Here is a 22,910-nt window from a genome sequence, read left to right as displayed (position 1 = left end):
TGCGCCGGATGGTGGGGTCCGCTGCGCGGAGCCCACCCTAAGGAGCCAGCCGCTCGACGCCCAGGCCTTCGAGGTCCACGTCGGGCGCGCGCGCCGACATCAGGTCGGCGACGGCGCGCGCGCTGCCACAGGCCAGCGCCCAGCCGCTGGAGCCGTGGCCGATGTTGATCCACACGCCCGGGATGCCGGTGGCGCCCAGCACGGGCGGGCCGTCGGGCAGCATGGGCCGCGATCCTTTCCACTCCTGCACCGCGCTTCCGGTGTTGGCCAGCTGCGCGGCGCCCGGGAACCAGTCGTGCAGCACCTTGTACAGGGTCTGCAGCGCGCCCGGCCGCTTGTGGTTCGGCTGGCCGCCGATCTCCGCGCTGCCGGCCACGCGCACGCGGTTGCCCAGGCGCGAGATCGCCACCTTGTAGCGGTCGTCCATCACGCCGCTGCGCGGCGCGTTGAGCGGCTCGCGGATCGGCGCGCTGATCGAGTAGCCGTGCACGGCGGCCAGTGGCACGCGCAGGCCCACCGGCCGCAGCATGGCCGCGGAGGCCAGGCCGCTGCAGACCACCACGGCGTCGTAGCGCTGCGTGACGGGTGCGGCATCGTTGCCCTGGGTGATGCGCAGCAGCGTCGGCTGCGCCGCGTCCAGCGGCGCGACCGAGCAGTTGAACTCGAAGCGGGCGCCGAGCGCCTGCGTCTGGTTCTTCAGCAGCAGGGCGAACTGCCGGCAGTTGCCCACTTCGTCCTCCGGCAGGTGCACGGCGCCGGCGAAGTCCGTGTCCGGATTCAGCGCCGGCTCCAGCACGCGCGCCTTCGCGGCATCGATCTCCTGGAACTTCACGCCGGCGTCGCGCAGCACCTGCAGCCCGGGCTGCACCATCTTGCGGTCCTTCTCCGAGCGCAGCAGCACCATGTAGCCGGTGCTGCGGTCGTATTCGAGCTGCAGGTCCTCGGTGAGCTGGTGCAGGCGGCTGCGGCTGTAGAAGGCCAGGCGCTGCAGGCGGCCGCGGTTGGCAAGGTAGGTGTCGAGGTCGCAGGCCCGCCGCCAGCGCATCATCCAGCGCAGCTCGTGCGCGGCCAGCGGCCAGCACAGGCGCACCGGCGCATGCCGGCTGAACAGGTAGCGGGCGACCTTGGCGGTCATGCCGGGCGCGGCCCAGGGCGTGACGTAGGCCGGGCGCCACCACGCCGGCGTTGGCGAAGCTGGTTTCCAGCGCTGCGGCCCCGTGCCGCTCGAAGACGGTCACTTCGTGGCCGTCGGCGGTGAGTTCGTACGCGGTGGTCACGCCGATGATGCCGGCGCCCACGATGGCGATTTTCATCAGTTGGGGAAAGCGGAAGAGAGCAGCTGTTCGATCTGCAGCGAGATGTTCAGGATCGTATCGTCATGCAGGGCGCCGTGCCAAACCATCAGGCCCGCCGGCAGTTCGCCGGCCGCCTGGCAGGGCAGGGACAGCGCGCAGCCGTCCAGCATGTTCACCACGCTCGGGTTGCGCAGCAGCAGCGCGTTGGTGCGGAAGAAGGCCTCGTCGCGCTCGGCGCCGGGGGCGACCTCCGCGATCGTGGGCGCCACCACGGGCACCGTGGGCGACAGCACCGCGTCATAGCCGGCCAGCGCCTGTTCCACCCCGGCGATCCAGGCGCCGCGGGCGCGCTGCAGGTCGAGGTATTCCCAGGCCTTCATCTGCGCGCCGCGTTCGATGCGCACCCGCACCCGCGGGTCGTAGCGCGTGCCTTCCTGCGCCAGCAGCTGGCGGCGGTGCCAGGAGTAGCTTTCGGCGGCGGTGAAGCCGCCGGTGGACTGGATCGCGCCCAGGTCCTGGATCTGCGTCAGCGGGATCTCGTCGATGCGCGCGCCGGCGGCGCGCAGCATCTTCAGCGTCCGCTCGAAGGCGCGCGCCACGGTGGCGTCCAGGCCCTCGAGCATCTGCGTGGTGGCGACCGCGAGGCGGTAGCCGGCCAGCGGCGTGTCGTCCCGCACCACCTTGCGCGCGGCCAGCACCTCGTGCGCGAGCACCGCGTCGCGCACGCTGCGGGTCATGGCGCAGGCCGTGTCCAGCGTCGTGGACAGCGGGTAGGCGCCTTCCAGCGGCGTCAGGCGCGCCGTGTTCTTGAAGCCGACGATGCCGCACAGGGCCGCCGGGATGCGGATCGAGCCGCCCGTGTCCGAGCCCAGGCCGATGAAGGCCGCGCCGGTGGCCACCGAGACCGCGGCGCCCGAGGACGAGCCGCCGGGAATGCGCGGCGTGGCCGCGTCGCAGGGATTGGGCGGCGTGCCGTAGTGCGGGTTGATGCCCACGCCCGAGAAAGCGAACTCGGTCATGTTGGTGCGGCCCACGACCACGCCGCCGGCGGCGCGCAGCCGCGCGACGGCGACCGCGTCGCGGGCGGCCGGGGCGCCGTCGACCAGCGCGACCGAGCCGGCAGTGGTCACGTCGCCGGCGCAATCGAACAGGTCCTTGACGGTGACCGGCAGCCCGGCCAGCAGCGACTGGACCGGCGCCTGCTTCGCCTCGGCCTCGGCCGCCTCGAAGCGGGTCTTGACGAACACGTGGGTGCTGGCCGCGGAGTGGGCGATCTCCCGGGCAGCGGCCAGTTCGGCGGCGGCCGTGGTCAGGCCCTGGCGCAGGCGCTCGCGGGTGGTGTGCAGGTCGGGTCGGGGCATGGATGAGGCAGGGTCTGGCGAAGGGGCCTGTGCTAGAATCTCGCGGTTTTGCTGGGTGGCACGCACGAAGTGGGTCGGCTTTCGACTCGCACGATGGCGAGGCCGCTGTCAGCAGGACAAATCGCGGATCCCGCCCCCTCGAGGTGTCGCAACTCCAACACGTTGCGATTTCTGGGCGGGATTCTAGACCCAACCTTCGGAGCTCCCCATGCCTGTGTCCATGCGCGAAATGCTGGAAGCCGGTGTCCATTTCGGACACCAGACCCGCTTCTGGAACCCCAAGATGGCCCCGTTCATCTTCGGCCATCGCAACAAGATCCACATCATCAACCTGGAAAAGACGCTGCCCATGTTCCAGGAGGCGACCAAGTTCGCCCGGCAGCTGGCCGCCAACCGCGGCACCATCCTGATGGTCGGCACCAAGCGCCAGGCGCGCGAGCTGGTCGCCTCCGAGGCGCAGCGCGCCGGCATGCCCTTCGTGAACCAGCGCTGGCTGGGCGGCATGCTGACCAACTTCAAGACCGTGAAGATCTCCCTGAAGCGCCTGAAGGACATGAAGGCCCAGCAGGAAGCCGGCCTCGAAGCCATGTCGAAGAAGGAACAGCTGATGTTCCAGCGCGAGCTGGACAAGCTGGAGAAGGACATCGGCGGCATCCAGGACATGAACACCCTGCCGGACGCCCTGTTCATCGTCGACGTCGGCTACCACAAGATCGCCGTCGCCGAAGCGCAGAAGCTGGGCATCCCGATCATCGCGGTGGTGGACTCCAACCACTCCCCGAGGGCATCGACTACGTGATCCCCGGCAACGACGACTCCTCCAAGGCCGTCACGCTCTACGTCCGCGGCATGGCCGACGCCATCCTGGAAGGCAAGAGCAACCCCGCCGGCGACGTCCAGCGCGCCGTGGCCCAGGGTGGCGACGAGTTCGTGGAAGTCAAGGAAGGCGCTGCCGCCTGAACTCCGGCCCCAAGCCGCGACGAAGGGGGCTCTTGAGCCCCCTTTGCACACCAAGATCCAACTGAACAGAACCGAGTAGAGGACAAGATGGCTGCAATCACCGCAAGCATGGTCGGCGAACTGCGCGCGAAGACCGACGCGCCCATGATGGAATGCAAGAAGGCCCTGACCGAGGCCAATGGCGACATGGAGAAGGCCGAGGAGTTGCTGCGCGTCAAGCTGGGCAACAAGGCCGGCAAGGCCGCCTCCCGCATCACCGCCGAAGGCGTGGTCACCGCGTCGATCGCGGGCACCACGGGCGCGCTGCTGGAAGTCAACTGCGAAACCGACTTCGTCACCAAGAACGACAGCTTCCTGGGCATGGCCCGCGCGGCCGCCGAGCTGATCGCGAAGAACAACCCGGCCGACGTCGCGGCGCTGGGCGCGCTGCCCTACAGCCAGGACGGCTTCGGCCCCACCCTGGAAGACGTGCGCAAGGGCCTGATCGGCAAGATCGGCGAGAACATGAGCTTCCGCCGCTTCAAGCGCTTCGCCGGCGACAGCAAGCTGGTGAGCTACCTGCACGGCACCCGCATCGGCGTGGTCGTGGAGTACACGGGTGACGAGGTCGCCGCCAAGGACGTCGCCATGCACATCGCCGCCATGAAGCCGGTCGCGCTGTCCAGCGCCGACGTGCCCGCCGACCTGATCGCCAAGGAGCGCGCCGTGGCCACCGGCAAGGCGGACGAAGACCGCAAGGCCGCCGAAGCCGCCGGCAAGCCGGCGCAGTCCGCCGAGATCGTCGCCAAGCGCATCGAGGGCGGCGTGCAGAAGTACCTGAAGGAAGTCTCTCTGCTGAACCAGCCGTTCGTGAAGAACGACAAGCAGACGGTCGAACAGATGCTCAAGGCCGCCAACACCACGGTCAAGGCGTTCACGCTGTACGTGGTGGGCGAGGGCATCGAGAAGAAGGCCGACGACTTCGCCGCCGAAGTGGCCGCCCAGGTGGCCGCGGCCAAGCAGGCGGCGTAAGCCTCACGCCGTCCCGCCGGAGGCCGCGCCCATTACACTCGACGCAACGTCACATCAGGAGATCCGTTTCATGCCTCCCGCCCAGCCAGCCCACAAGCGCATCCTGCTCAAGCTGTCGGGCGAGGCCCTGATGGGGGACGACGCCTTCGGCATCAACCGCGCGACCATCGTGCGGATGGTGGAGGAGGTCGCGGAAGTGGTGCACATGGGCGTGCAGGTCGCCGTCGTGATCGGCGGCGGCAACATCTTCCGCGGCGTGTCCACGGGCTCGGTCGGCATGGACCGGGCCACCGCCGACTACATGGGCATGCTGGCCACGGTGATGAACGCGCTGGCGCTGTCCGACGCGATGCAGAAGCAGGGCCTGGTGCCGCGCGTGATGTCGGCCATCGCCATCGAGCAGGTGGTCGAGCCCTACGTGCGGCCCAAGGCGCTGCAGTACCTGGAAGAGGGCAAGGTCGTGATCTTCGCGGCCGGCACCGGCAACCCCTTCTTCACCACCGACACCGCCGCCGCGCTGCGCGGCGCCGAGATCGGCGCCGAGATGGTGCTCAAGGCCACCAAGGTGGACGGCGTCTATTCCGCCGACCCGCAGAAGGATCCCTCGGCCAAACGGTATACCCGCATCAGCTTCGACGAGGCGATGCAGCAGAACCTGGGCATCATGGACGCCACGGCCTTCGCGCTGTGCCGCGACCAGAAGCTGCCGATCAAGGTGTTCTCCATCTTCAAGAACGGCGCGCTCAAGCGGGTGGTGCTGGGCGAGGACGAGGGCACCCTGGTGTACGCCTGAAGAGAGGAGCACAAGAATGGCAACGATCGCTGAAATCAAGCAGAACGCGCAGGCCAAGATGGACCAGTCCATCGCCGCCTTCAAGAACACCCTGACCAAGATCCGCACGGGCCGCGCGAACCCGGCGATCCTGGACACGGTGCAGGTCGAGTACTACGGCACCATGATGAAGATCAGCCAGGTGGCCAGCGTCAACCTGCTGGACGCCCGGACCATTTCGGTCCAGCCCTTCGAGAAGGGCATGGGCGCCAAGATCGAGAAGGCCATCCGCGAGAGCGACCTCGGCCTGAACCCCGCCTCGATGGGCGACCTGCTGCGCGTGCCCATGCCTCCGATGTCGGAGGAGCGCCGCAAGGAGATGACCAAGCTGGTGCGGCACGAGGCGGAGAACGCCAAGATCGCCATCCGCAACCTGCGCCGCGACGCCAACGAGCACGTGAAGAAAAGCTGGTCAAGGACAAGACGGCGACCGAGGACGACCTGAAGCGCGCCGAAGGCGACGTGCAGAAGTTCACCGACAAGCACATCAACGAGATCGATGCGCTGGTGGCCTCCAAGGAAAAGGAGATCATGGAGGTCTGAGGCCTCCATGACCCGCATGGGCACGGCCCGCACCGTCCCGCACCACATCGCCATCGTCATGGATGGCAACGGCCGCTGGGCGACGAAGCGCTTCCTGCCGCGCGTGGCCGGCCACAAGAAGGGGCTGGACGTCCTGCGCGCCTGCGTGCGGCACTGCGGCGACCTGGGCGTGAAGGTGCTCACCGTGTTCGCGTTCTCCTCGGAGAACTGGAACCGGCCGGCCGACGAGGTCTCGGGCCTGATGGAACTGCTGGCCGCCGCGCTCTCGCGCGAGGTGCCGCAGCTGCAGGCCGAAGGCGTGCGCATCCATTTCGTGGGCGACCGCTCGGCGCTGTCGGAGAAGGTGCGCAGCGGCCTCGCGCAGGCCGAGGCGCTGACCGCCGGCAACCACCGCCTGGTCTTCAACGTCTGCTTCAACTACGGCGGCCGCTGGGACATCACCCAGGCGGCGGCGCAGCTGGCGGCGCGCGGCGGCGAAGCCATCACCGAACTGAGCCTGTCGCGCGCGATGGCGCTGGCCCACGTGCCGGATCCGGACCTGGTGATCCGCACCGGCGGCGAACTGCGCATCAGCAACTTCCTGCTCTGGCAGGCGGCCTACAGCGAGCTCTATTTCAGCGACAAGCTGTGGCCGGAGTTCGACGCCGCGGCGCTCGACAAGGCGATCGCCGACTACAGCCGGCGCGAACGCCGCTTCGGCCGCACGTCCGAGCAGCTCGCACCTTCAGCGCGCGCCAACAGGAAGGCCGCCTGAAGGCGGTGCCGCGATGCTGAAGCAGCGCGTCATCACCGCCCTGGTCCTGCTGGCGATCCTCCTGCCGGCGCTGTTCTGGAAGACGCCGGAGCCTTTCCTGTTCATCGCGCTCGTCATGATCGCCGCCGGCGGCTGGGAGTGGGGCCGCCTGAACGGCCTGCCGCAGGGCGCCAACATCGCCCTGGGCGTGGTCACGCTGGCGCTGTGCGCGGCGACCTGGGCGCTGGGCTGGACGCACGCGCCCTCCAGTATGCTCTGGCTGGTGGTCGGCGCGGCCTGGGTGCTCGCCGGCGCCGCCCTGGTGCGCGCGGGCGTCGACGGCTGGCCGCGCATCCCGCGCGGCGTGCGCGTGGTGGGCGGCGTGCTGGCCCTGGTGCTGGCCTGGCTCGCGATGGCGCAGGCGCGCGTGATCGGGCCCAACTTCCTGCTGTCGATCCTGGTGCTGGTGTGGGTCGCGGACATCTTCGCCTACTTCGCCGGCCGCGCCTTCGGCGGCAAGTTCACCCAGCGCAGGCTGGCCCCGTGATCAGCCCGAAGAAAAGCTGGGAAGGCGTCTGGGGCGGCCTGGCCGGCGTGGTGGTGCTGGCGATCGCCTGGACGCTGGCCGACAGCGCGGCGCAGGCCCAGGTGCCCAGCCTGTACTCGCGCCTGGCTTCCATGAACTGGCTGGTGCTGGTGCTGGCCGCGGTCTTCCTGGGCGCCATGAGCGTGATCGGCGACCTGACCGAGTCGCTCGTCAAGCGCAGCGCCGGCATCAAGGATTCGAGCCAGCTGCTGCCGGGACACGGCGGCGTGCTCGACCGGGTCGACGCCTTGCTTCCCACGCTCCCCCTGGCGATGATGCTGGCCACCCTGGCCCAACGATGAAGCAACGCATAGCAGTCCTCGGCTCCACCGGATCGATCGGGGCCAACACGCTGGACGTGGTGGCACGCCATCCGGACCGCTTCGAGGTGTTCGCGCTCAGCGCGTCCTCGCAGGTGGACCTCATGCTGCAGCAGTGCCTGCAGTTCCGGCCTGCCTTCGCCGCGATGGCGCAGGAAGAGGCCGGCCGCGCGCTGGCCGCTCGCATCGAATCGAGCGGCCTGCCCACCCGCGTGCTCTGGGGCGCGTCGGCGCTCGACACGATCGCGTCGCACGAGCAGGTGGACACGGTGATGGCCTCCATCGTCGGCGCCGCCGGCCTGTCCTCCTGCATCGCCGCGGCGCGCGCCGGCAAGAAGCTGCTGCTGGCGAACAAGGAAGCCCTGGTCGTCGGCGGCGAACTGTTCCTGGCGGCGGTGAAGCAGGGCGACGCCCGCCTGCTGCCGATCGACAGCGAGCACTCGGCGATCTTCCAGTCGCTGCCGGAAGACCCGGCGACCTGGGACGCGCGGGTGGAGAAGATCATCCTCACCGCGTCCGGCGGCCCGTTCCGCACCCGCAGCCCGGCGACGCTGCGCGACGTCACGCCCGAGGAAGCCTGCGCCCATCCCAACTGGGTGATGGGGCGCAAGATCTCGGTGGACTCGGCGACCATGATGAACAAGGCGCTCGAGATCATCGAGGCGCGCTGGCTGTTCGGGCTGGCGCCGCAGCGGCTGCAGGTCGTGATCCATCCGCAGAGCGTGATCCACTCGATGGTGCAGTACCGGGACACCTCGGTGGTGGCGCAACTGGGCACCCCGACATGCGCGTGCCGATCGCCTATGGCCTGGCCTGGCCGGAGCGCGTGGCGTCCGGCGCGCAGGCACTCGACTTCGGCGCGCTGGCCGACATGAGCTTCGAGTCGCTGGACAGCCGCGGCCACCGCGAGCGCTTCCCCGGCCTGCAGCTCGCCTGGGACAGCCTGGCGGCCGCACCCGGCACCACCGCGGTGCTGAACGCCGCCAACGAGGTGGCGGTCGCCGCCTTCCTGGACCGGCGGATCCGCTTCGACCAGATCCACTCGGTAAACCTTGCAACTTTGGAGGCCCTGCAGCCCTCCAAGCCGCAAACCCTGCAGGACCTGCTGGCGCTGGACGCCGAGGCCCGCCGCGCCGCGGACCGGGCCATCGGCCGGCTGGCCCACTGAGGGAGCCCCCATGCTGACCGTCGTCGCCTTCATCGTCGCCCTGGGCCTGCTGATCGCGGTCCACGAATACGGCCACTACCGCGTGGCCGTCGCCTGCGGCGTGAAGGTGCTGCGTTTCTCGGTGGGCTTCGGCAAGACCCTTTACAGCTGGAAACCGCGCAAGCCGCGCCCGGGCCAGGACACCGAGTTCGTGATCGGCGCCTTCCCCTGGGCGGCTACGTGAAGATGCTGGACGAACGCGAAGGCGACGTGCCCGCGTCCGAGCGCCACCAGGCCTTCAACACCCAACCCCTGAAATCACGCGCGGCCATCGTCGCCGCCGGTCCCGCCGCCAACCTGCTGCTGGCGATCCTGCTCTATGCCGCGGTCAACTGGATCGGGGTGCAGGAGCCGCAGCCCGTGCTGGGCAGCCCGGTGGCCGGCTCGCTGGCGGCCGAGGCCGGCCTGCGCGGCGGCGAGCGCGTGGCCAGTGCCGGGCTGGAAGGCGATGCGGTGGAGCCCATCCGCTCCTTCGAGGAACTGCGCTGGATGCTCACGCGCGGCGCGCTCGACGGGCGCGACTTGCGCCTGGTGCTGGCGCGCGAGGGCGCCAGCCGCGGCGGCGAGGTGCTGCTGCCCCTGTCGCGCCTGAGCTCGCGCGAGGCCGATGCGCAGCTGCTGCGCAAGGTCGGCATCGTCGCGCCCTGGAGCCCGCCGGTGCTGGGCGAGGTGATGGCCCGCGGGGCCGCCGAACGCGCCGGCCTGCGCAAGGGTGACGTCGTGCTGCGGGTGGACGGCAAGGAGGTGGGGGATGCGCAGCAGCTGCGCGACCTGATCCGCGCGCAGGTGCAGGGCGGCCAGGCGGTGCGTTCCAGCTGGGACATCGAGCGCGCCGGCCAGCGCCTGCAGCTGCCGGTGACGCCGGACGTCGTCACCGACGGCGGCCAGCCGCCGGTGGGCCGCATCTCCGCCTTCGTGGGCGTGCCGCCGGCCATGGTGACCGTGCGCCACGGTCCCGTGGACGGCCTGTGGAACGGCGTCGTGCGCACCTGGGAGGTGTCCGCGCTGACGCTGCGCATGATGGGCCGCATGGTCATCGGCGAAGCTTCGGTGAAGAACCTGAGCGGCCCGCTGACCATCGCCGACTATGCCGGCAAGTCCGCCAGCCTCGGCTTCACCCAGTACCTGACCTTCCTCGCCCTCATCAGCGTGAGCCTGGGCGTGCTCAACCTGCTGCCTCTACCGGTCTTGGACGGGGGCACCTGATGTATTATCTTTGGGAGGCCGTCACGGGCAGGAGCGTCTCCGACGCCTGGATGGAGCGCCTGCAGCGCGGTGGCGTGGCGGTGCTGCTGGTGATGATGTCGATCGCGCTGTTCAACGACGTCGCCCGGCTCTTTGGATAGAACAACGTTGCTGCCGCCGCCGGTCCCGCCGGCGTCTTTCCTGAATCAATGAAGAAACAAATCAAGCGCTTGCGCGTGCGTACCGTTGCGGCCGTGTGCGTCCTGGCCTTTGCGGCGAACAGCTGGGCGGTCGACCCCTTCACCGTGCGCGACATCCGTGTCGAGGGCCTGCAGCGGGTCGAGCCCGGTACCGTGTTCGCCTCGCTGCCCTTCCGCGTGGGCGACCAGTACAACGACGACAAGGGCTCGGCCGCCATCCGGGCCCTGTTCGCATTGGGCCTGTTCAAGGACGTGCGCCTGGAAGTGCAGGGCGACGTGCTGATCGTGGCGGTGGAAGAGCGGCCGACCGTGGCCGACGTCGACTTCGTCGGCACCCGCGAGTTCGACAAGGACACGCTGAAGAAGGCGCTGCGCGACATCGGCCTGACCGAAGGCCGCCCCTACGACCAGGCGCTGGCCGACCGCGCCGAGCAGGAGCTCAAGCGCCAGTACATCAACCGCAGCCTGTACGGCGCGGAGGTGGTCACCACGGTCACGCCGATCGAGCGCAATCGCGTCAACCTCACCTTCACGGTCAGCGAAGGCGAGCCCACCCGCATCAAGGACATCCGCATCATCGGCGCCCAGGCCTTCCCGGAGAAGACGCTGCGCGACCAGATGGACCTGGACACCGGCGGCTGGCTCTCCTGGTACACCAAGTCGGACCGCTATTCGCGCACCAAGCTCAACGCCGACCTGGAGGCGCTGCGCTCCTACTACCTGCGCCGCGGCTTCCTGGAGTTCCGCATCGATTCGACGCAGGTCGCGATCTCGCCGGACAAGCAGGACATCAGCGTGACGGTCAACATCACCGAGGGCGAGCGCTACGTCGTCTCCGGCGTGCGGCTGGAGGGCGACTACCTGGGCAAGGGCGAGGAGTTCAAGACCCTGGTGAAGATCAAGCCGGGCGAGCCCTACAACGCCGACCAGGTGACGGAGACCACCAAGGCCTTCACCGAGTACTTCGGCAACTTCGGCTATGCCTTCGCGCAGGTCGAGGCCCGCCCGGAGATCGACCGCGCCAACAACCGCGTGGCCTTCGTGCTGGTGGCCGACCCCTCGCGCCGCGCCTACGTGCGCCGCATCAACATCTCCGGCAACAACCGCACGCGCGACGAAGTGGTGCGCCGCGAGTTCCGCCAGTTCGAATCGAGCTGGTACGACGCCGAGAAGATCAAGCTCTCGCGCGACCGCATCGACCGCCTGGGCTTCTTCAAGGAAGTCAACGTCGAGACCAGCGACGTGCCCGGCTCGCCCGACCAGGTGGACCTGAACATCGTCGTGGCCGAGAAGCCCACCGGCAGCCTGCAACTGGGCGCCGGCTTCTCCAGCGCCGAGAAGCTGGCGCTGTCGTTCTCGGTGAAGCAGGAAAACGCCTTCGGCACCGGCAACTACCTCGGCATCGAGGTGAACACCAGCAAGTTCAACCGCACCATCGCGTTCAGTTCGGTCAACCCGTACTTCACGCCCAACGGCATCTCGCGCGCCTTCGACCTGTACCACCGCAGCTCGCGGCCCTACAACGACCAGGGCGGCAACTACCAGCTGGTGACCTCGGGCGCCGGCCTGCGCTTCGGCATTCCCTTCAGCGAGGTGGACACGGTCTTCTTCGGCCTGGGCTTCGAGCGCACGCAGATCAAGCCGGGCACCAACATCCCCGCCGTGTACCTGGCGTACGCGGACCGCTTCGGCTTCACCAGCTCCACGGTGCCCGTTACCGTCGGCTGGTCGCGCGACGACCGCGACAGCGCCCTGGTGCCCACCACCGGCCGCCTGATGCGCGTGGCCGGTGAAGCCGGTGTCGCGGGCGACGCGCGCTACTTGCGCACCAACCTGCAGTACCAGCAGTACTTCGCCCTGAGCCGCCTCTACACGCTGGCCTTCAACGGCGAGCTGGGCTGGGGCAAGGGCTTCAACGACCGCCCGTTCCCGGTGTTCAAGAACTTCTACTCGGGCGGCCTGGGTTCCGTGCGCGGCTTCGACCAGGGCACCCTGGGCCCGAAGGACGTGACCGGCTCCAGCATCGGCGGCGCCAAGAAGCTCACGCTCAACGCGGAATTCATCGCCCCCTTCCCCGGCACCGGCAACGACCGCACGCTGCGCTGGTACGCCTTCGCCGACGTGGGCAACGTGTTCGGCGAGAACGACCCCTTCGAAGTGCAGGAACTGCGCGCGTCGGCGGGCCTGGGCCTGTCCTGGCTGTCGCCGATCGGCCCCCTGCGCATCGCCATCGCCCAGCCCGTGCGCAAGAAGCCTGGGGATAGAATCCAGAGATTCCAATTCCAGATCGGAACCTCCTTCTGATGAAGAAGACCTTCTCCCGTCACTGCCTGGCGCTCGCGCTGGGTGCGCTGGTGTTCGGCGCGCAGGCGCAGGCCGAGGACTTCCGCGTGGGTTTCGTCAACACCGACCGGATCTTCCGGGAAGCGAATTCCGCCAAGCAGGCGCAGGCCAAGCTGGAACAGGAATTCGCGCGGCGCGAGAAGGAACTCAACGACCTGGGCACCACGCTGAAGGCGGCCTCCGAGAAGTTCGAGCGCGAGGCGGCCACGCTGTCCGAGGCGCAGCGCGGCCAGCGCCAGAAGTCGCTGGTCGACCAGGACCGCGAGTTCCAACGCAAGCGCCGCGAGTTCCAGGAAGACCTGAACGCGCGCAAGAACGAGGAACTCCAGGCGGTGCTGGACCGCGCCAACCGCGTGGTCAAGCAGGTGGCCGAGCAGGAGAAGTACGACCTGATCCTGCAGGAAGCCGTCTACATCAACCCGAAGCACGACATCACCGACAAGGTGATCAGGGCGCTCAACTCCGCGCGCTGACGCGCACCCGGGCGTGGCGCTCCAACTCGGCGAGATCGTCGCGGCCCTCGGGGGCGAATTTCATGGCGACTCCGCGCTGGCGATCGAGGGCCTCGCGCCGCTCGAATCGGCCCAGCCCTCCCAGCTCGCCTTCCTGAGCAACCCCCGCTACCGCCCGCAGCTCGAGGCCTCGCGCGCGGGCTGCGTGATCGTCGCGCCGGCGATGCGCGAGCCGGCGCTGGCGCGCGGCGCCTGCATCGTCGCCGACGACCCCTACGCCTACTTTGCCCGCGTCACGCAACTGTGGAAGCGGGCCCATGCGCGGCCGGCGGGCCCCGCCATCCACCCCAGTGCGGTCATCGACCCCGAAGCGGTGGTGGCGCCCGACGCGCGCATCGGCCCGCACTGCGTGGTGGAGCGCGGCGCGCGCATCGGCGCGGGCACCGTGCTGAAGGCGCGCGTGTACGTGGCGGAAGGCTGCGTCATCGGCGCGCGCTGCATCCTGCACGCCGGCGTGGTGATCGGCGCCGACGGCTTCGGCTTCGCGCCCAGCCAGGGCGGCTACGAGAAGATCGAGCAGCTGGGCGCCGTGCGCATCGGCGACGACGTGGAGATCGGCGCCAACACCTGCATCGACCGCGGCGCGCTGGCCGACACCGTGATCGAGGACGGCGTGAAGCTGGACAACCTGATCCAGGTGGGCCACAACTGCCGCATCGGCCGCAACACGGTGGTCTCGGGCTGCACCGGCATCGCCGGCAGCGCGAACATCGGCGCCCACTGCATGATCGGCGGCGCCGCGATGATCCTGGGCCACCTCACCATCGCCGACAAGGTGAACATCTCGGCCGGCTCCTTCGTGGCGCGCTCCATCCTCAAGCCCGGCCTGTACACCGGCATCTTTCCCATCGACGACAATGCGTCCTGGGAAAAGAACGCCGCCACGCTCAAGCAGCTGCACACGCTGCGCGACCGGATCAAGGCGCTGGAAAAGAAAACCTGAAACGCAGTCATGGACATCCACCAGATCCTGAAGAAGCTTCCGCACCGCTACCCGTTCCTGCTGGTGGACCGGGTGCTGGCCGTCGACCCGGGCAAGTCGATCAAGGCGCTGAAGAACGTCACCATCAACGAGCCTTTCTTCACCGGCCACTTCCCGCACCGGCCGGTGATGCCGGGCGTGCTAATGCTCGAAGCCATGGCGCAGACGGCGGGCCTGCTCGCCTTCGCCGGCGACACCGCCACGCGCGACGCCAATTCGGTCATCTATTTCGCGGGCATCGACGGCGCGCGCTTCAAGCGGCCGGTGGAGCCGGGCGACCAGCTGATCATGGACGTCGAGATCCTGCGCCACAAGGCCGGCATCTACAAGTTCAAGGGCACGGCGCGCGTGGGCGAGGACATCGCCTGCGAGGCCGAGCTGATGTGCACGATGCGCACGGTGTCCTGAGCGGGAGGAGGGGCCGCATGGCGAACATCCACCCGAGCGCGCTCGTCGACCCGAAGGCGCAACTGGACGCCAGCGTCACCGTCGGTCCCTATACGGTGATCGGCCCGTACGTGAAGATCGCCGCCGGCACCACGGTGGCTGCGCACGTGGTGATCGAGGGCCACACCACCATCGGCCGCGACAACCGCATCTTCCAGTTCGGCTCCATCGGCGCGGCCAACCAGGACAAGAAGTACCAGGGCGAGCCCACCGAACTGGTGATCGGCGACCGCAACACCATCCGCGAATTCGTCACGCTGCACGTGGGCACGGTGCAGGACAAGGCGGTCACGCGCATCGGCGACGACAACTGGATCATGGCCTACACCCACGTCGCGCACGATTGCGTGGTGGGCAACCGCACCACGCTGGCCAACAACACGACGCTGGCCGGGCACGTGGAGCTGGGCGACTGGGTGACGGTCGGCGGCCTCACCGGCATCCACCAGTTCGTCAAGGTCGGCGCGCATGCCATGGTCGGCTTCCAGAGCGCGGTCTCGCAGGACGTGCCGCCCTTCATGCTGGTGGACGGCAATCCGCTGGCCGTGCGCGGCTTCAACGCCGTGGGCCTGCGCCGGCGCGACTTCAGTGCCGAGCGCATCGCCGCGGTCAAGCAGATGCACAAGCTGCTGTACCGCGAAGGCCGCACCCTGGACGCCGCCCGCGGCGCGATCGACGCGCTCGCGCAGTCCGTGCCGGAGGCGAAGGAGGACGTCGCTCTCATGAGCGCCTTCCTCGCCGCCGCCACCCGCGGCATCGTCCGCTGACCATGGAGAACAGGGCACCGCGCGCCGCGCTGGTCGCGGGCGAAGCCTCGGGCGACCTGCTGGCCGGCCTGCTGCTGCAGGGCATGCGCCAGCGCTGGCCGCAGCTGGCCTCCGGCGGCATCGGCGGCCCGCACATGGCCGCCCATGGCTTCGAACCCTGGTGGCCCTACGAGAAGCTGGCCGTGCGCGGCTACGCCGAGGTGCTGCGGCATTACCGCGAGATCGCCGGCATCCGCAACGCGCTGCGCGACCGCCTGCTGCAGGACCGTCCCGACGTGTTCATCGGCGTCGACGCGCCCGACTTCAACCTGGGCCTGGAGTCCGGCCTGCGCGCCGCCGGCGTGAAGACGGTGCACTTCGTCTGCCCCTCGATCTGGGCCTGGCGCATGAAGCGCGTGGAGAAGCTGAAGAAGGCTTGCGACCACGTGCTGTGCATCTTCCCCTTCGAGCCCGAGCTGCTGGCGAAGCACGGCGTAGCCAGCACCTACGTCGGCCACCCCTGGCCAGCGTGATCCCGATGGAGCCCGACAAGGCCGGTGCGCGCAAGGCCCTGGGCGTCCCGGCGGACGGCGAGGTGATCGCGCTGCTGCCCGGCAGCCGCGCCTCCGAGGTCGAGGCCATGACGCCGCGCTTCCTGGCGGCCGCCGCGCTGCTGCAGAAGCAGCGCCCGAACGCCTGGTTCATCATTCCCGCGATGCCGGCGCTGCAGGCGCGCATCAGCCAGCTCGCGCGCACCGGGCCCTCCCCGCGGCACCTGACCATCGTCACCGGCCAGTCGCACGCCGTGCTGGCCGCCTGCGACGTGGCCCTGGTGGCCAGCGGCACCGCCACGCTGGAGACGGCGCTGTTCAAGCGGCCGATGGTGATCGCTTACCACACGCACTGGCTCACCTACGCGCTGATGAAGCCGCGCCAGCTGCAGCCCTGGGTGGGGCTGCCCAACATCCTGTGCGGGGATTTCGTGGTGCCCGAGTTGCTGCAGTCCAACGCAAAACCCGAGTTGCTCCGCGGGGCCATTGCCGCATGGCTGGACAGCCCTGACAGAATGCAGGCCGTGCAGGCGAAATTCCGCGACCTGCACCAGCTGCTGCAGCGCGACACCGCCCAACTCGCCACCGATGCCATCGAAAAAGTCCTCGCCTCCTGAGACCGACAGGCGCATCCGGACCACGACGATCCGCACCCGGGCGGCGGTGCGGCCGCGGCAGGTGCCGCTGGTATTCCCGGAACCGGTGGGCCTGATGGCCGGAGTGGACGAAGCGGGCCGCGGCCCGCTGGCCGGCCCCGTGGTCGCCGCCGCGGTGATCCTCGACGACAAGAAGCGCATCCTCGGCCTGGCGGATTCCAAGGTGCTGTCGCCGCTGCAGCGAGACAGGCTGTACGACAAGATCCGCGAGAAGGCCCTGTGCTGCTCGGTCGGCATGGCCTCGGTCGAGGAAATCGACGACCTGAACATCTTCCACGCGACCATGCTGGCCATGAAGCGCGCCGTGGAGGGCCTGCGGCTGAAGCCGGTGAAGGTGCTGGTGGACGGCAACCGCCTGCCCAAGCTGGACATCCTCTCGGAAGCCATCGTCGACGGCGACGCCAAGGTCCGGTCCATCTCGGCGGCCTCGATCATCGCCAAGGTCACGCGCGACCGCATGCTGGTGGAATTGCACGAACAGTTCCCGCAGTACGGGTTCGCCGCGCACAAGGGCTACAGCACGCCGGAGCACCTGGAAGCCCTGCGCGTGCACGGCCCCTGCGTGCATCACCGCCGGCACTTCGCGCCGGTGGCCGCGCAGTTCCTGCTGGAAGAGGGCGTCACGGTCTCCGTGCAGGTCCAGTGACCGACACGGCCCCGCAGCACATCCACTCGCGCGACAACGCGCTGCTGAAGGACCTGCGCCGGCTGGCGCAGGACAGCCACGCCTACCGCAAGCAGGGCCGCATCTGGCTGGAGGGCGACCACCTGTGCCGCGCCGCGCTGCAGCGCGGCCTGCAGCCCTCGCACGCGGTGTTCCAGGCCTCCTACTTCGGCACCGCGGGCCACCAGTGGGCCGACGCGGCCGGCAAGGTGGTCACCATCGAGGACGGACTGTTCGCCACGGTCAGCGCGCTGGAGTCGCCCGGCCGCATGGCCTTCGTGCTGCCGCTGCCGCCGCAGCCCGCGCTCCAGCCGGACGCACCCACCGTGATCCTCGACGGCCTGCAGGACGCCGGCAACGTGGGCGCCATCCTGCGCAGCGCCGGTGCCTTCGGCTTCCCGCAGGTGCTGGCGATGAAGGGCACGGCGGCATTGTGGAGTCCCAAGGTGCTGCGTGCCGGCATGGGCGCGCACTTCGGGCTGCGCCTCGTCGAAGGCCTGGAGCCGCAGCGGCTGGACGGGCTGCAGGTGCCCCTGCTGGCGACCAGTTCGCACCAGGGCGACTACCTGCACCGGGCGGCGCTGCCCTGGCCGTGCGCGTGGGTGCTGGGGCACGAAGGGCAGGGCGTGGGCGCCGTGCTGTCGGCGCGGGCGACGCAGTTCGTGCGCATCGTGCAGCCCGGTGGCGAGGAGTCCCTCAACGTCGCCGCGGCGGCGGCGATCTGCCTGCACGCAAGCGCCGCGGCGCACGCTCGCTAGGCCACGGTCCGAGGCAGCGACACCCTGAAGGTCGTTCCCTTCCCTTCGCGGGAGTCCACCTGCAGGGTCCCGCCGTGCGCCATCACGATCTCGCGGCAGATGTAGAGGCCCAGCCCGAGCCCGGTCGGCTCGCGGTGCTCGCCGCTGAGCTGCTGGTGCAGGCCCCGTTCCAGCGGCTGGAAGATGCGCTCCTGTTCCGCGAGGGGGATCGGCTTGCCGTGGTTGTGCACGGAGAAGCCCACTTCCGCACCTGCGTTCCACATCCGGACGGTGACTTCGCCGTCGCGCGCACCGTAGATCAGCGCGTTCCCGAGCAGGTTGGACAGCAACTGGCCCATGCGGCCTTCGTCCCAGCTGCCCTCGAAATCGCCCGAGGATTCGAAGCGCACCGTCCGCGTGGGGTGGCGCACCTGCGTTTCCTCGACGATCTTCGCGAGCTGGTCCGCGAGGTTGCCGGGCACGCGCAGGATGGGCATCTCGCCGTCGGCCTGGGCCCGCGTGAAGTCCACCACCTGCTCGATGATCGCCTTGATGCGCACCGAGGCGTTCACGATCGGCGCCGCGGCGCCCTTGGACAGCTGGCCCGAGCGCACCAGGTACTCGGCGCTCATCATGATGGTGCCCAGCGGGTTGCGGATGTCGTGGCCGAGCACGCCGATGAACAGCTCGCTCGCCGAGTGGGTCTGCCGGGTGTAGCGCGCCACCGATTCGGCGATCGACTGGTCGATGGCCTCGTTGAAGCGCGTGAGGTCGGTCAGGTCCTCCGGCTCGGTGCCGCCGCCGTCCTTGGCCCAGATCTTCAGCACGCTCGCGCGCAGCGCGCGGTACTCGGTGATCATCGCGTCGACCGCGAAGCCCGCGACCATCCGGAAGTCCGCGTGCGTCTCCGCCGGCGTGGGGTCGATGCCCCTGGGGCCGCGGCCCTTGCCCTTCTCGTCCTGCTGGTGGGGCGACTGCGGCTGCGCCAGGTCCTTGGCGATGGTCTGGAGGATCTCCGCGGCGTGGTCGCGCAGGGCCACCGCGTCCAGCGCCTTGCCGTCGTGGTTCACGGTGGCCGCGAACTCGTCCCAGGCCTCCAGGATCTCGTTCGCGTGCGAGCGCAGGAAGTCCGAGAGCCGCGGACGCGGTGGGGTGGACTGCGATGCGGGGAGGGAACCGGCCGCGCGGGGGCGGGCACGCTGGTGGCGAGGAAACCGGAGGACTGCATGGCTGCACCCATCGAGAAGGTGCGGATGCGGACTGACGGGGCTCGCGCCCATCGGCTAGGGCACGAGGGAGCCGAGTCAGTGGAACGTCCAGTGTAGGCCTTTGCGCGTCTTTACGTTGCCTTGATGTCGGGCAGCAGCCGGTCGTACTCCTTCTTCACCACCGCATAGCACTCGCAGGAGCGGCCCTCCAGCCCTGGGCGGTCCAGCACGGTGACCCGGCCGCGTTCGTAGCGGATCAGGCCGTCCTTCTGCAGCCGCCCCGCCGCGTCGCTGATGCTGGCGCGGCGCACGCCGAGGATGTTCGACAGCAGGTCCTGGGTCATCACCAGCTCGTTGGAGTGCAGCCGGTCGAGCGTCAGCAGCAGCCAGCGGCACAGCTGCTGGTCGAGCGCGTGGTGCCGGTTGCACACCGAGGTCTGCGCCATCTGCGTGATGAGCGCCTGCGTGTAGCGCAGCAGCAGGTGCATCACCGCGCCGCTGCGGTTGAACTCCTGCAGCATGATCCCCGCGTCGAGCCGGAAGCCCTGGCCCGCCGCCTGCACCACGGCCTGGCTGGAGGTCGAGTGCCCGCCCATGAACAGCGAGATGCCGACCAGGCCCTCGTTGCCGACGACGGCGATCTCGGCCGACGCGCCGTCCTCCATCACGTAGAGCAGCGACACGATCGCCGTGGTCGGGAAGAACACGTGCGTGGGGGTGGAACCAGGCTCGTAGAGCACGGCACCGAGGGGAGGGTGGCCGGCTGCAGGTGCTGTTCGAAGCGATCCCACTCGGCATCGGCGAGCGCGGCGAGCAGCCAGTTCTGTCGGGGGTCCGGGGTGGGTTCCATGGAGGGGCGAAGTGGCCTGCAGTATAGGAGGAGCAGCGGGTGGGGGAGCAGGTGTAGGAGGAGCGCTCGTTCGGCGTCGTTCGGTACGCTGGCGGACAGACCGGGCTGGCGCGGCTGCGTACCTTGCGGGCTGAAAGAGGTCCCATGAAAAACATCACCGTCCGCACGCTGTTCGCCACCACCGTGCTCGCCTTCGCCGCCCAGGCTTCCGCCCAGGTCACCTTCTACGAGAAGGAAGGCTTCCAGGGCCGCAGCTTCAGCACGCAGCAGCGCGTGGGCAACATGGAGCGCTCCGGCTTCAGCGACCGCGCCTCCTCCGTCATCGTCACCGGCCAGCGCTGGCAGGCCTGCGAGGACGTCCGCTTCGACGGGCGCTGCACCGTGCTGCGCCCCGGGCAGTACCCGTCGCTGCAGGCCATGGGCCTGAACGACCGGATCTCCTCCGTGCGTCCGCTGCCGGCCAACGAGCGCATCGCCGAAGCCGACTATGCGCCCATGCCGGTGGTCGCGCAGGACTTCCGCCGCCGCAGGAACGAGCGCCTGTTCGACGCCGAGGTGACGTCCGCCCGCGCCGTGGTCGGCACGCCGGCCCAGCGCTGCTGGATGGAGCGCGAGCAGGTCGTGCAGCAGCCGCAGGCGCAGGGCAACCTGAACCTGCCGGGCGCCGCCATCGGCGCGGTGATCGGCGGCATCCTCGGCCACCAGGTGGGCGGCGGTAGCGGCAAGCAGATCGCCACCGTGGGCGGTGCCGTCGGCGGCGCGGCCCTGGGCTCGCAGTACGGCCGGGGCGGCGCCGCGCCGGCTCCCCTGACGCAGGACGTGCGCCGCTGCGACAACAACGCGGCCGAGGCGAAGCCCAGCTACTGGGACGTGACCTACGAATTCCGCGGCCAGCAGCACCGCATCCAGACGGCCACCGCTCCCGGCCGCACCATCACCGTCAACCGCGCCGGCGAGCCGCGCGTCTGACGCGCCGCCACGCTCACCACCCTCCCATCACCGAAAGAAACTCCATGAACATCCGCACCCTCATCGCCTCCGCGCTGGCCGCTTCCCTCGTTGCCCTGTCCGGCTGCGCCGTCACGCGCGGCCAGGAAACCGTCGGCGCCTACGTCGACGACACCGCGATCACCAGCACGGTCAAGGCCCGCTTCATCGACAACCGCAACGTCGATGCGGCCAGCATCAAGGTCGAGACCCTCAACGGCACGGTCCTGCTGTCCGGCTTCGCCAAGAACGCGACCGAGCGCTCCACCGCCGAAGCGATCGCGCGCAACGTCTCGGGCGTCCGCTCGGTGCGCAACGAAATCTCCGTCAGGCCTTGAACAAGTCACTGCTCACGCTGGCCTTGTTCGGCCTGGCCCAGGCCGCCCTGGCGCAGCAACCTCCTACCGGCGGCGCCCTCCAGGTGCCGCCGGCGCCCACACCGCCGCGCGCGGAGCCCGCGATCCGCATCGAGCCGCAAGGCATGCCGCCCGCCGGCGTGCCGAGCGACGTGCGGATCGTCGTCAACACGCTGCGGCTGGAGGGGGCGACCGTGTTCGACCCCGGGCAGCTGCTCGCGATGACGGGTTTCCAGGGGGCATGCAGCACTCCCTGGCCGACCTGCAGGCGATGGCCGGCCGCATCACCGGGCACTACCGCCGCAACGGCTACTTCGTCGCACAGGCCTACCTGCCGGCGCAGGAGATCCGTGACGGCGTCGTCACCATCGCGGTCAGCGAAGGCCGCCTGGGCAAGGTGCAGCTGCGCAACCAGTCGAACCTGCGGGACGGCGTCGCCCACGGCGTGCTGTCCGGGCTCACGCCCGGCGAGGTGATCACCACGCCGCCCCTGGAACGGGGCCTGCTGCTGCTGTCCGACATCCCGGGCGTGGAGGTGCGCTCGACGCTCGTGCCCGGCGCTTCCGTCGGCACTTCCGACCTCATGGTGGACGTGCTGCCGGGCCGGCGCGTCACGGGCAGCGTGGACCTGGACAACGCGGGCAACCGCTACACCGGGGCCTGGCGCCTGGGCGCCACCATCAACCTGAACGATCCGCTCGGGCTGGGCGACGTCGCGAGCCTGCGGCTGCTGACCTCGGGCCAGGGCCTGAAGTACGGGCGCCTGTCGTACCAGCTGCAGGTGGGCCAAGGCCAGGTCGGCGTGGCCTACAGCCGCCTGGAGTACGAGCTGGGCAAGGAGTTCGCCAGCCTCGGCGCGCACGGCACGGCGCAGATCGCCAGCGTCTACGGCCGCTACCCCGTGATCCGCAGCCGCAACAGCAACCTGTACCTGCAGCTCGCCTTCGACGCCAAGAAGTTCGAGGACCACCTGGATGCGATCCCGGCGCAGACCGACCGCAACTCGCGCGTCCTCATGGCCAGCGTGTTCGGCGACCACCGCGACGGTTTCGGCGGCGGCGGCGTCAACTCGTACTTCCTGACCTGGGCCAGCGGCGACATCGACATCGAGACGCCGGCGGCGCGCGCGCAGGACGCGCTCACCGCGCGCACGCAGGGGCACTTCGACAAGCTGTCGTTCAACGCGCTGCGGCTGCAGCGCCTGGGCGGACCGTTCTCGCTGTACGCGGGGGTGAACGGCCAGGTGGCGTCGAAGAACCTGGACGTGTCCGAAAAGATGTCCCTGGGCGGCATGAACGGCGTGCGGGCCTATCCGGAAGGCGAGGCGTATGCCGACGAAGGCTACCTGGCGACGCTGGAACTGCGCATGGACCTGCCGCCGCTGCCGGCCAACGTGCCCGGACGCATGCAGCTCGCCGTCTTCGCCGACAGCGGCAGCGTGCGGCTGAACAAGGAGCCCTGGGCACCGGGCGACAACCGCCGCACCCTCAGCGGCGCCGGCGTGGGCCTGAACTGGGCCGACCCGGGCAACTTCCTGGTGCGCGCCTATTACGCACGCAAGCTGGGCAGCGAGGATGCGACCTCCGCCCCGGACCGTTCCGGCCGCTTCTGGATCCAGCTCGTCAAATACCTCTAGGC

General features: G+C 69.6%; 15 protein-coding genes and 8 pseudogenes. 19 read left to right on the top strand and 4 right to left on the bottom strand.

Annotated elements, in window-relative coordinates; translation table 11 throughout:
- Positions 1-37: 37 nt before the first annotated feature.
- Positions 38-1,313 (bottom strand): annotated as a pseudogene (locus HK415_RS09195) (D-amino acid dehydrogenase).
- Positions 1,313-2,656 carry an amidase gene (locus HK415_RS09190; RefSeq protein ID WP_171558357.1) on the bottom strand — a complete coding sequence of 448 codons (1,344 nt, stop codon included), beginning with the start codon at positions 2,654-2,656 and terminating at the stop codon, positions 1,313-1,315. Before HK415_RS09190 ends, HK415_RS09195 begins: the two are co-directional and overlap by 1 nt.
- 208 nt (positions 2,657-2,864) lie before the next feature.
- Here HK415_RS09190 and rpsB point away from each other — a divergent pair.
- The 16 genes and pseudogenes from rpsB to HK415_RS09110 all read left to right on the top strand — a co-directional run bounded on the left by rpsB (position 2,865) and on the right by HK415_RS09110 (position 17,892).
- Positions 2,865-3,616, top strand: a pseudogene (gene rpsB, locus HK415_RS09185) (30S ribosomal protein S2).
- A gap of 87 nt (positions 3,617-3,703) precedes the next feature.
- Positions 3,704-4,627, top strand: coding sequence for a translation elongation factor Ts (tsf, locus tag HK415_RS09180; RefSeq protein ID WP_171558355.1), 924 nt, complete (start codon positions 3,704-3,706; stop codon positions 4,625-4,627).
- Between the two features lie 70 nt (positions 4,628-4,697).
- On the top strand, positions 4,698-5,420 hold the full coding sequence (gene pyrH / locus HK415_RS09175; RefSeq protein ID WP_171558353.1) for a UMP kinase: 723 nt from the start codon (positions 4,698-4,700) through the stop codon (positions 5,418-5,420).
- 16 nt (positions 5,421-5,436) lie between these two features.
- Positions 5,437-6,002 (top strand): annotated as a pseudogene (frr, locus tag HK415_RS09170) (ribosome recycling factor).
- A 7-nt stretch (positions 6,003-6,009) separates the two neighbouring features.
- Positions 6,010-6,756, top strand: coding sequence for a polyprenyl diphosphate synthase (uppS, locus tag HK415_RS09165; RefSeq protein WP_373684553.1), 747 nt, complete (start codon positions 6,010-6,012; stop codon positions 6,754-6,756).
- A 13-nt stretch (positions 6,757-6,769) separates the two neighbouring features.
- Positions 6,770-7,623: pseudogene (locus tag HK415_RS09160) on the top strand (phosphatidate cytidylyltransferase).
- Positions 7,620-8,809, top strand: a pseudogene (ispC, locus tag HK415_RS09155) (1-deoxy-D-xylulose-5-phosphate reductoisomerase). Before HK415_RS09160 ends, ispC begins: the two co-directional pseudogenes overlap by 4 nt.
- 10 nt (positions 8,810-8,819) lie before the next feature.
- Positions 8,820-10,194: pseudogene (rseP, locus tag HK415_RS09150) on the top strand (RIP metalloprotease RseP).
- Positions 10,195-10,242: 48 nt separating this feature from the next.
- Complete coding sequence (gene bamA / locus HK415_RS09145; protein WP_171558351.1) at positions 10,243-12,537, top strand: outer membrane protein assembly factor BamA; 2,295 nt, start codon at positions 10,243-10,245, stop codon at positions 12,535-12,537.
- Positions 12,537-13,049 (top strand): OmpH/Skp family outer membrane protein, encoded by a 513-nt coding sequence (locus tag HK415_RS09140; protein WP_171558348.1) that lies wholly within the window; start codon positions 12,537-12,539, stop codon positions 13,047-13,049. Before bamA ends, HK415_RS09140 begins: the two co-directional genes overlap by 1 nt.
- A 13-nt stretch (positions 13,050-13,062) precedes the next feature.
- Complete coding sequence (lpxD, locus tag HK415_RS09135; RefSeq protein ID WP_171558346.1) at positions 13,063-14,031, top strand: UDP-3-O-(3-hydroxymyristoyl)glucosamine N-acyltransferase; 969 nt, start codon at positions 13,063-13,065, stop codon at positions 14,029-14,031.
- A 9-nt stretch (positions 14,032-14,040) separates the two neighbouring features.
- The gene (gene fabZ, locus HK415_RS09130) at positions 14,041-14,478 is read left to right on the top strand and encodes a 3-hydroxyacyl-ACP dehydratase FabZ (RefSeq protein WP_171558343.1); all 438 of its coding nucleotides are present in this window, start codon (positions 14,041-14,043) and stop codon (positions 14,476-14,478) included.
- Positions 14,479-14,495: 17 nt separating this feature from the next.
- Positions 14,496-15,284, top strand: coding sequence for an acyl-ACP--UDP-N-acetylglucosamine O-acyltransferase (lpxA, locus tag HK415_RS09125; RefSeq protein ID WP_171558341.1), 789 nt, complete (start codon positions 14,496-14,498; stop codon positions 15,282-15,284).
- A gap of 2 nt (positions 15,285-15,286) precedes the next feature.
- A pseudogene (lpxB, locus tag HK415_RS09120) lies at positions 15,287-16,431 on the top strand (lipid-A-disaccharide synthase).
- A 94-nt stretch (positions 16,432-16,525) separates the two neighbouring features.
- A complete protein-coding gene (gene rnhB, locus HK415_RS09115; protein ID WP_216369936.1) occupies positions 16,526-17,116 on the top strand; it encodes a ribonuclease HII in 591 nt (196 codons plus the stop codon).
- A complete protein-coding gene (locus HK415_RS09110) occupies positions 17,113-17,892 on the top strand; it encodes a TrmH family RNA methyltransferase (protein ID WP_171558339.1) in 780 nt (259 codons plus the stop codon). The genes rnhB and HK415_RS09110 overlap by 4 nt, the downstream gene beginning before the upstream one ends.
- Here HK415_RS09110 and HK415_RS09105 read toward each other — a convergent pair.
- Both HK415_RS09105 and HK415_RS09100 read right to left on the bottom strand, forming a co-directional pair.
- Entirely contained in the window at positions 17,889-19,151 is a 1,263-nt protein-coding gene (locus tag HK415_RS09105) for a sensor histidine kinase (protein WP_171558336.1), read from the bottom strand. The genes HK415_RS09110 and HK415_RS09105 overlap by 4 nt on opposite strands.
- 59 nt (positions 19,152-19,210) lie before the next feature.
- Positions 19,211-19,929 (bottom strand): annotated as a pseudogene (locus tag HK415_RS09100) (Crp/Fnr family transcriptional regulator).
- A 144-nt stretch (positions 19,930-20,073) separates the two neighbouring features.
- Between HK415_RS09100 and HK415_RS09095 the strand changes: the two are divergent.
- The 3 genes from HK415_RS09095 to HK415_RS09085 all read left to right on the top strand — a co-directional run bounded on the left by HK415_RS09095 (position 20,074) and on the right by HK415_RS09085 (position 22,908).
- Positions 20,074-20,898 carry a beta/gamma crystallin-related protein gene (locus tag HK415_RS09095; RefSeq protein ID WP_171558334.1) on the top strand — a complete coding sequence of 275 codons (825 nt, stop codon included), beginning with the start codon at positions 20,074-20,076 and terminating at the stop codon, positions 20,896-20,898.
- Positions 20,899-20,942: 44 nt separating this feature from the next.
- Entirely contained in the window at positions 20,943-21,254 is a 312-nt protein-coding gene (locus tag HK415_RS09090) for a BON domain-containing protein (RefSeq protein ID WP_171558332.1), read from the top strand.
- Between the two features lie 259 nt (positions 21,255-21,513).
- Positions 21,514-22,908 carry a ShlB/FhaC/HecB family hemolysin secretion/activation protein gene (locus tag HK415_RS09085; RefSeq protein ID WP_253261826.1) on the top strand — a complete coding sequence of 465 codons (1,395 nt, stop codon included), beginning with the start codon at positions 21,514-21,516 and terminating at the stop codon, positions 22,906-22,908.
- The last annotated feature ends 2 nt before the right edge of the window (positions 22,909-22,910 follow it).

This window comes from Ramlibacter montanisoli, assembly GCF_013087525.1.
GTDB lineage: Bacteria > Pseudomonadota > Gammaproteobacteria > Burkholderiales > Burkholderiaceae_C > Ramlibacter > Ramlibacter montanisoli.
The sequence above is the reverse complement of the archived record's forward strand: the minus strand, read 5'-3'. Positions and strand labels throughout refer to the sequence as shown.

Coding starts and splice junctions, on each gene's coding strand:
- rnhB (WP_216369936.1), top strand. CDS start 16,526: ATGGCCGGAGTGGACGAAGCGGGCCGCGGCCCGCTGGCCGGCCCCGTG.
- HK415_RS09190 (WP_171558357.1), bottom strand. CDS start 2,656: ATGCCCCGACCCGACCTGCACACCACCCGCGAGCGCCTGCGCCAGGGC.
- HK415_RS09105 (WP_171558336.1), bottom strand. CDS start 19,151: ATGGGCGCGAGCCCCGTCAGTCCGCATCCGCACCTTCTCGATGGGTGC.
- HK415_RS09140 (WP_171558348.1), top strand. CDS start 12,537: ATGAAGAAGACCTTCTCCCGTCACTGCCTGGCGCTCGCGCTGGGTGCG.
- bamA (WP_171558351.1), top strand. CDS start 10,243: ATGAAGAAACAAATCAAGCGCTTGCGCGTGCGTACCGTTGCGGCCGTG.
- HK415_RS09090 (WP_171558332.1), top strand. CDS start 20,943: ATGAACATCCGCACCCTCATCGCCTCCGCGCTGGCCGCTTCCCTCGTT.
- HK415_RS09095 (WP_171558334.1), top strand. CDS start 20,074: ATGAAAAACATCACCGTCCGCACGCTGTTCGCCACCACCGTGCTCGCC.
- fabZ (WP_171558343.1), top strand. CDS start 14,041: ATGGACATCCACCAGATCCTGAAGAAGCTTCCGCACCGCTACCCGTTC.
- pyrH (WP_171558353.1), top strand. CDS start 4,698: ATGCCTCCCGCCCAGCCAGCCCACAAGCGCATCCTGCTCAAGCTGTCG.
- HK415_RS09085 (WP_253261826.1), top strand. CDS start 21,514: ATGCAGCACTCCCTGGCCGACCTGCAGGCGATGGCCGGCCGCATCACC.
- tsf (WP_171558355.1), top strand. CDS start 3,704: ATGGCTGCAATCACCGCAAGCATGGTCGGCGAACTGCGCGCGAAGACC.
- uppS (WP_373684553.1), top strand. CDS start 6,010: ATGACCCGCATGGGCACGGCCCGCACCGTCCCGCACCACATCGCCATC.
- lpxA (WP_171558341.1), top strand. CDS start 14,496: ATGGCGAACATCCACCCGAGCGCGCTCGTCGACCCGAAGGCGCAACTG.